The following is a 7563-nucleotide window of genomic DNA, read 5'->3' as shown; positions in this document are numbered from 1 at the left end:
GTCGAGGACGGGGCCGGGGCCGGGGCCGGGGCGGGCGTACCGGCGTGCGGAGCGCCGGTCGCGGCGGTGGGTGCCGCCGGCGCCGGACGGCGCGGGCGCAGCCGCAGCAGGGCGTCCGGGTCGGGGGCGTCGCCGAGCGGCGGGCACGGCAGCACCACCGCACCGGCCGGCAGGGCGAGCACGCGGTCGACGACGCGTAGTCCGGCGGCGTCGTCCAGCGGGGCGAGCCCGGCCGGCGCGCACGGGTTGGGGCGTCCGCTCGTGGACCCGGTCTGTGCCCACTGCGGCCAGTCGACCGAGCGGAACTCGGTACGGCCGGCGGCGATCCGCGCGCGGACCAGCTCGTCGACGGCGATGTTCGCGGCGGCGTAGTCGGAGACCCCGGCGGCCAGCCCGGTCACCGTGGCGCACACCGAGGAGAACACCAGGAAGAAGTCGAGCGGGTCGGCGGCGCACAGCGGCGCCAGGGTCTCGAAGCCGTCCAGTTTGGGCGCCATCACCGCGCGTGCGTCCGCCAGGTCCTTGTGCAGGAACGCCGGGTTGCCGCGGCTCTCCACACCGGCGCAGTGCACGACGCCGCGCAGCGGGCCGAGTTCGGCGCGGACCTGCCGCAGGAACTCCTCGACACCGGGGAACCCGCCGGCGTGCTGGAGCACGCGCACGCCGCGGGCGCGCAGGTCGTCCGCGACCCCGGTGTCCGCGTGGACGCCGACGAGGGCGATCGACCGGGCGCCGTGCGCGGCCAGGTGCCGGGCGACGAGCGCGCCGACGCCCCGGGTGCCGCCGGTCACCAGGTACGCCCCGGCCGGGTCGCACCGCAGCGGCGCATGGGGCGCCGGTACGAGGTCCAGGCGCGGCCGGTAGCGCCGGCCGCCGGCGTACCGGACCTCGCCGTAGGCGTCGGCCCGTACCCATTCGGCCAGGATCCGGGCGGCGAGGTCGGTGTCGTCGCCGGGACGGTCGGTGTGCAGCACGGTGGCGGTGACGCGGGCGTACTCGGCGCCGAGGACCTTGACGAAGCCGGCCGTGCGGACGTCGTCGACGGCCGTCTCCAGGATCCGCAAAGGCGTGGTGGGACGCTCGGCCAGCAGCCGCTGCACCATCCGTACCCGGGTCTCCCAGCCGGGTCCGCCGGGCAGGCCGACCAGTCCGCCGACGCCGGGCACACGGGACAGCACGGCGGCAAGGTCCGCCACGTCGTGCACGGCCAGGCCGCCGAGGCGGGCGACGAGATCGGGACTGCCGCCGACGCACAGCATCACCCCGGCCACCGGCGACGCGGCCGGTCCGGGATCGGGGTCCGGTTCCCACCCCTTGGCGTAGAGCGGCACGTCCGCGGCCGGCGCGGGCTCGACGACCGGCGTCGGCGTCGCCGCGACGGCCGGCGACGCCCCGACTGCCGGCGACGCCCCGACTGCCGGCGACGGCACGGCGGCCGGCGACGGCACGGCGGTCGGCGTCTGCGTGCCGGAGTGCCCGGCACCGGCCGGTACGTCCTCGGGCACCCAGCACCGCATGCGGGCGAACGGGTACGCCGGAAGGTCCACGACGGTGCGGCCCGGCTCGTGGAGCGCGGCCCAGTCGACGGCTCCGCCGTTCACCCAGTGCCGGGCGAGGTCGGTCAGGCTCGCCCCGGCCGGCGGTGCGGCGTCCGGGTCCGGTGCCGCGGGGGCGCGCCCGCGCAGCACGGCGGGGTCGGTGCGGTAGGCGGCGAGGCGTTCGCACAGCGTCGCGACGTCCTCGACCACGACCGCCAGCCGCTGCCGCAGCGGCTCCCGGCCGATCTGGAGCGTGTAGGCGATGTCGGCGAGGGCCGGCCCGTCGTGCGCCAGCAGCGCTGCGGCGTGGTCGGCGGCCGAGCCGGCATGCTCCCCGGCGGCGATCCGCCGGACCGCCGCGACGAGGTCCGCCGTGCTCGGTCCGCGGTCCCGGCGCAGGTACGCCACGAGCCGTCGCACCACCTCGTCGAGGCGGTCCTCGTCGTAGGCGGACAGGACGACGAGCTGCGGTCCGGGCGGCGCGACCGGCCGGGTACGGGCGGGTGGCGCGGCGACGATCGCGTGGGCGATGGTGCCCCCGGCGCCGAACGAGCTGACGCCCGCGACCCGGGGACCGGTCCACTCGGCCCGCTGCCGCTGCACCCGGAACGGCACGGCGTCCCAGGGGATGTTCGGATTGAGTTCGTCGGCGTGCAGCGACGGCGCGAGCACGCCGTGCCGCAGTTGCAGGATGACCTTGGTGAGACCGGCGAGCCCGGCGGCGGCCTCGGTGTGCCCGATCGTCGACTTCACCGAACCGATCGGGATGCCGCCCGGCGGCAGGTCGGTCCCGGCCGCGTCCCGGTACGCCCGGGTCAGGCCGTCGATCTCGACCGGGTCACCGAGTGCCGTGCCGGCGCCGTGCGCCTCCACGTAGCCGATCTCGGCGGGTCCGGTGCGGGCGTCGCGCAGCGCCCGCCGTACCACGTCGGCCTGCGCGACCGGGCTGGGCACGATGTAGCCGTTCGTCCGTCCGGCGTGGACGACCGCGGTGCCGCGGATCACGGCGTGCACCGGGTCGCCGTCGTCGAGCGCCCGCCGCAGCGGCTTGAGGATCAGCGCGCCGACCCCCTCGGCCGGTACGAACCCGTCGCCACCGGCGCCGAAGGTCCGGCTGCGCCTGTCGCTCGCGGTGAGCTTCATCCGGTGCTGCTGGATGAACTTGTTCGGGTGCAGCGACAGGCTCACGGCGCCGGCCACCGCCAGTTCGGCGTCGCCGCGCCGCAGGCTCTGCACGGCGAGGTCGAGCGCGACGAGCGCGGAGGAGCACATCGTGTCGACGGTCAGGCTGGGGCCGTGCAGGTCGAAGCAGTACGACACCCGGTTGGCGATGCCGCCGAGCGTCGCGCCGGAGTCCTGCGGGACGCCGCGCAGGGTCCGCTCCGCGCCGAACAGCGGGTACTCGTTCCACATCGCGCCGGCGTACACGGCGACCGAGGAGTGGTGCCGCTCCCGGAGCCGGGCGCGGGTGTACCCGGCGCTCTCCAGCGCGGCCCAGGTCACTTCGAGGAACAGCCGCTCCTGCGGGTCCATCAGGGCGGCGTCGCGGGGGGTGATGCCGAACAGCAGCGGGTCGAACCGGTCGACGTCGTCGAGGTACCCGCCGTCCATGAGGTGGGTCGGCCATCCCGGTCGCGCGCGCTCCGGCGGGTGCGGGGTGACGCAGTCGCGGCCGCCGGCGAGGTTGTCCCAGAACGCGTCGAGGTCGGGCGAGCGCGGGTAGCGTCCCGCGACGCCGATCACCGCGATCTCCGTCTCGCGCTCCTCCCCCGGCTCCCGCTCCGCGGCGACCGCCGGGGCCGGCACGACCGCCGTGGCCGGCACGACGGCCCGGGCGGGCGGTGTGTCGGGTGCGGCGGAACCGGTGGGCACCGCGGGTGCGGCGGCGGGTTCGGCGGGCTCGGCGGGAACCGCCCCGGCGGGCGCGGTACGGCCGGCGGCCGCCAGCGCCGCGGCGACCTCGGCGAGCGTGGCGTGCTCGAAGAACAGCGTCCGCGACCGTTCGCCCAGGTCGCTCTCCAGCCGGGCGGTCAGCCGCGTGACGAGGAACGACGACAGGCCCAGCTCGGCCAGCGGCAGGAGCGGGTCGACGGACTCGGCGGGCAGGCCGGACACCTCGGCGTACACCTCGACCAGGTAGGCCCGCAGCGACCCGGCCGGGTCGCGCGGACGTGCGGCGGGCGGGGCCGGCGGCGCCGCACCGAAGGGGTAGCCGGGCAGCGGCACCCGCGGGCGTGGTCCCGGCCAGTACCGCCGCCAGTCGACCAGGCCGCCGCCGACCCAGTCCGCGGCGGCGTCGGCGTCGGTCGGCGCGGCGGCCGGCGCGAACGGCGCCCCGGCGACGCCGTGCAGCACCCCGTCGCGGGCCTCGCCCCGCAGGTAGGCGTCGAGTCCGCCGACCAGCTCCGCGACGCTCGCGCACCGCACGGCGAGCCGGTGCGGCAACGGCATCCGGCCGACCTGCGTGGTGTACGCCACGTCGGCGAGGTCGAGCGCCGGCTCCGTGGCGGAGACGTGCTCGCGCAGCCGGTGCGCGGACCGGCGTAGCCGCTCCGGATCGGCGGCGGAGAGGACAACGGCGTGGGCTGGATCGGTCTGTTGCGTCACGGCACCTGCCCGCCTGGGAAGGGTCGACGGCCGTGGATCCCGGCCGAGACATCACGCTAGGCAGTCGTACCCGCTTCGCCTGCTCAACGTTGAGCAGGCCGCTTGCTTGCGGCGCCCGCTCAACCGTGAGCAGACACGCCGTCGGCCGTCCCCGTAGAAACGGGCCGGAACCGGCGATCTCACCTGAGGAGCGAACCGATGACCACGACGGTCGAGCCGTACCGCGCGCTGAACCAATCGTCGCTGCCGTTGGAGCGGGTGCTGCACACGCTCAACTCCGGCTTCATCCTGCACCGGGTCGGCCAGATGGCCTACGGGTTCGCCGCCGAGGGGCGCCAGTTCAGCGTGGACCTGCTGCAGTACATCAACACCTCGCAGGAGGGCGTGGCGACCTCGTTCGCCTTCGAGGAGGTGTTCGGCGGCCGGGACCGGATGCACTGGTTCATCCACCTGAAGTCCCCGCAGGACTACCGGATCCTGCTCAACATGGTCGACCACGACCTGGAGTTCCGCCGGATCTCCGACGAGGACCGGCTGCCGCACAAGGGCGGCGGCAACTGGGACCGCATCTTCGTCCACCGCAGCCTGCACGAGGACGTGCTCGTACCGCAGCACGGGATGGACCACGACGGCGACGACGCGGAGCCGGCGACCTTCGTGCCGCCCGCGTCGTCCCAGCTCAACCAGCCGCCGGAGCAGCAGATCAACTCGGCGACCGCGGGCGCGATCGTCATGCGGACCTCGGACGTCAAGTACGAGTTCCGCGAGGAGGGCCGGATGTACGCGGCCCACTGGCAGCACTTCGTCAACGAGCGGCTCGCCGGCCGGGTCACCGCGACGCTGTACGAGCAGACCTGGGGCCAGCAGGACCACCTGTTCCAGCTGATCCATCTGCGCAGCGTCGACGACTACCACGAGCTGGCCGAGCTGGAGCGGAGCAAGGAGATGGCCACCGAGGTGTTCGGCCGGCGCCGGCTGCACGAGTCCAAGGGCGGCGGCACCTGGGACCGGCTGTTCATCGAGGGCAGCATTCGCGACACGCTGCTGCTGCCGCAGGTGCCGAGCGGCGCGGCCTGAGCACCGATGGCGTACCGCACGATCGAGCTCCGGCGCGAGCCCGGGCTGTTGCGCGTCACGCTGGCCCGGCCGGAGCGACGCAACGGCATCGACGACGAGACACTGCGCGAGCTGCACGCGGCGCTCGACGAGGCCGAGGGCGACGCCGCCTGCCGGGCGGTGGTCCTGGCCGGGCGGGACGGCGTGTTCAGCACCGGGATGGACTTCCAGAGCGCCGCCGGCGACGGTGGTGTCTCCGACGGCGGTGCGGCGTTCTTCGCCCTGCTGGAACGCTTCACCACCGTGCCACGGGTGGTGATCGCCCAGGTGGACGGGCAGGTCGCCGGGGGTGGTGTCGGGCTGGCCGCCGCGAGCGACTTCGTGCACGCCACCGCCCGCAGCACGTTCGCGCTGCCGGAGGCGCTGTGGGGCTTGCTGCCCTGTTGCGTGCTGCCGTTCCTGGTGCGGCGGGTCGGGTTCCAGAAGGCGTACGCCGCGACGTTGAGCACGCAGACGATCTCCGCGGCCGAGGCGTACCGGATCCATCTCGTCGACGAGGTGGCCGAGCGTCCCGAGACGGTGCTGCGGCAGCTGCTGTTCCGGCTCAACCGCCTCGACCCGGTGGTCGTCGGCGACGCCAAGCGGTACTTCCGGGCGTTCTCCGGCGTCGACGACCGGCTGCGCGAGCACGCGGTGACCGAGTTCGGCCGGCTGATGTCGGCGCCGGCGGTCCGGCAGCGGATCACGGAGTTCGTCGCGCACGGCCGCTACCCCTGGGAACGGTGATCGCCGTGCGCGCGTGGGTCTTCCCGGGGCAGGGCTCGCAGCACCCCGGCATGGGCGAGGGTCTCCTGGACCGGTTCCCCGCCGAGTGCGCCACCGCCGAGCGGATCATCGGCGTGCCACCGGCACAGCTGTGCCGGGACGCCCGGGGCGAGTACCTCGGCCGCACCCGGTACGTGCAGCCCGCCGTGTTCCTGGTCAGCGTGCTGGCCGCCCGGGCCGCGCTGGCGGACGGCCGGCCGCCGCCGGAGGTGGTGGCCGGGCACAGCCTCGGCGAGTACGCCGCCCTGCACCTCGCCGGCTGTCTGGACTTCGACAGCGCGCTGAGTCTGGTCGTCCGCCGTGGACGGTTGATGGAGAGCGTGACCGGCGGCGGCATGGTGGCGGTGCTCGGCCTGCCGCTGTCGCGGGTGACGGAACTGCTGGCCGGGATCCCGGACGTCGACCTCGCCAACCACAACCTGCCCGACCAGTTCGTGCTGGCCGGCAGCGCGGCGGGCATCCGTGCGGTCGTCGACGCCGTGCGGCGGCACGGCACCGGCCGGTGCGTGCCGCTGGCGGTCAGCGTGCCGGCGCACTCCCGGTTCATGGCCGGCGCCGCGGAGGCGTTCGCGGTGGCCCTGCGCGACGTCGCGCCGGCGCCGCCGTCGATCCCGGTGGTGAGCAACGTGACCGGGGCGCCGCACGTGCCGGGCGAGATCCCGGGCACGCTGCTACGGCACTTCGTCGAGCCGGTCCGGTGGTGGGACACGATGTGCCTGCTGGCCCGGTCGGGGGTGACCGAGCCGGTCGAGGTCGGTCCCGGTGAGGTGCTGACCAAGATGTGGCGCCGGGCCGCCGGGAGCCTGCCGGCGCCCGCCCCCGGCGGGCCGCTCGCCCGGGCCGCGCCCGTCCCGCCGCCCACGCCAGCCTCGCCGCCCACGTCGGCCACGCCGGTCGCTCCTCCGGTGCCCTCGCCGGTGACGCCTCCCGTGCCGCCTCCGCCGGCCGCGCCGCCGCGGTCCGAGCCGGCCGCGCGTGGTCCCGCCCCCGGGCCGCCGCCGGTGGCGCCTGGTCCCGCTTCCGGGCCGCCGCCGACCGCGGCGTCGCGTCCGCGCCCGGCGGGCTCGTCCGGGCTGCGGGCCGACTACGGCATCCGGTACGCCTGCCTGGCCGGGTCGTCACCGTTCGGCGTCACGTCACCGGCGTTCCTGCGACGGCTGTCCGGGGCCGGGCTGCTCGGCTTCTTCGGCGCCCAGGGCCTGACCCTGCCGGAGATCCGGGCCGCGCTCGCCGAGCTGCGCGACGTGCGCCGGTACGGCGTGGCCTGGCCGTCCGGTGGCGACGAGCGGGCGCTGTGCGACCTGTACCTCGCCCACGACGTGCGCCATGTGGAGGTCACCGGCCCGCTCGCAGTGGTGTCGCCGCAGCTCGTACGGTTCCGGCACGGCGACGGTCCCCGGCAGGTCATGGTCCGCGCCCCGGATCTGGCCACCGCGGTCCGGTTCCTGCGCACCGCCGACCCGGCGACGGTACGGGCGCTGACCGCCGCCGGGCACCTGGACGGCGCGTCCGCGGGCGCTTTCTCTTATACACATCT

The 7563-nt window shown here is 75.8% G+C and carries 4 protein-coding genes; 3 read left to right on the top strand and 1 reads right to left on the bottom strand.

What is annotated here, in order from left to right; all coding sequences use genetic code 11:
• Positions 1 to 4145 (bottom strand): SDR family NAD(P)-dependent oxidoreductase (locus EAD96_RS01280; protein WP_121682980.1); only part of this gene is annotated, 4145 nt, incomplete at its 3' end.
• A gap of 198 nt (positions 4146 to 4343) precedes the next feature.
• On the opposite strand from EAD96_RS01280, the gene EAD96_RS01275 reads away from it, so the two are divergent.
• The 3 genes from EAD96_RS01275 to EAD96_RS01265 all read left to right on the top strand — a co-directional run.
• A complete protein-coding gene (locus EAD96_RS01275; protein ID WP_120569398.1) occupies positions 4344 to 5222 on the top strand; it encodes a DUF6039 family protein in 879 nt (292 codons plus the stop codon).
• Positions 5223 to 5228: 6 nt separating this feature from the next.
• Entirely contained in the window at positions 5229 to 5987 is a 759-nt protein-coding gene (locus EAD96_RS01270) for an enoyl-CoA hydratase-related protein (protein WP_121682979.1), read from the top strand.
• Between the two features lie 5 nt (positions 5988 to 5992).
• On the top strand, positions 5993 to 7563 hold a 1571-nt coding region (locus EAD96_RS01265), incomplete at its 3' end, for an acyltransferase domain-containing protein (RefSeq protein ID WP_233585344.1).

Origin of the sequence: Micromonospora sp. BL1, from assembly GCF_003667485.1 — a bacterium.
Classification (GTDB): domain Bacteria; phylum Actinomycetota; class Actinomycetes; order Mycobacteriales; family Micromonosporaceae; genus Micromonospora; species Micromonospora tulbaghiae.
The sequence above is the reverse complement of the archived record's forward strand: the minus strand, read 5'-3'. Positions and strand labels throughout refer to the sequence as shown.

Coding starts and splice junctions, on each gene's coding strand:
- EAD96_RS01275 (WP_120569398.1), top strand. CDS start 4,344: ATGACCACGACGGTCGAGCCGTACCGCGCGCTGAACCAATCGTCGCTG.
- EAD96_RS01270 (WP_121682979.1), top strand. CDS start 5,229: ATGGCGTACCGCACGATCGAGCTCCGGCGCGAGCCCGGGCTGTTGCGC.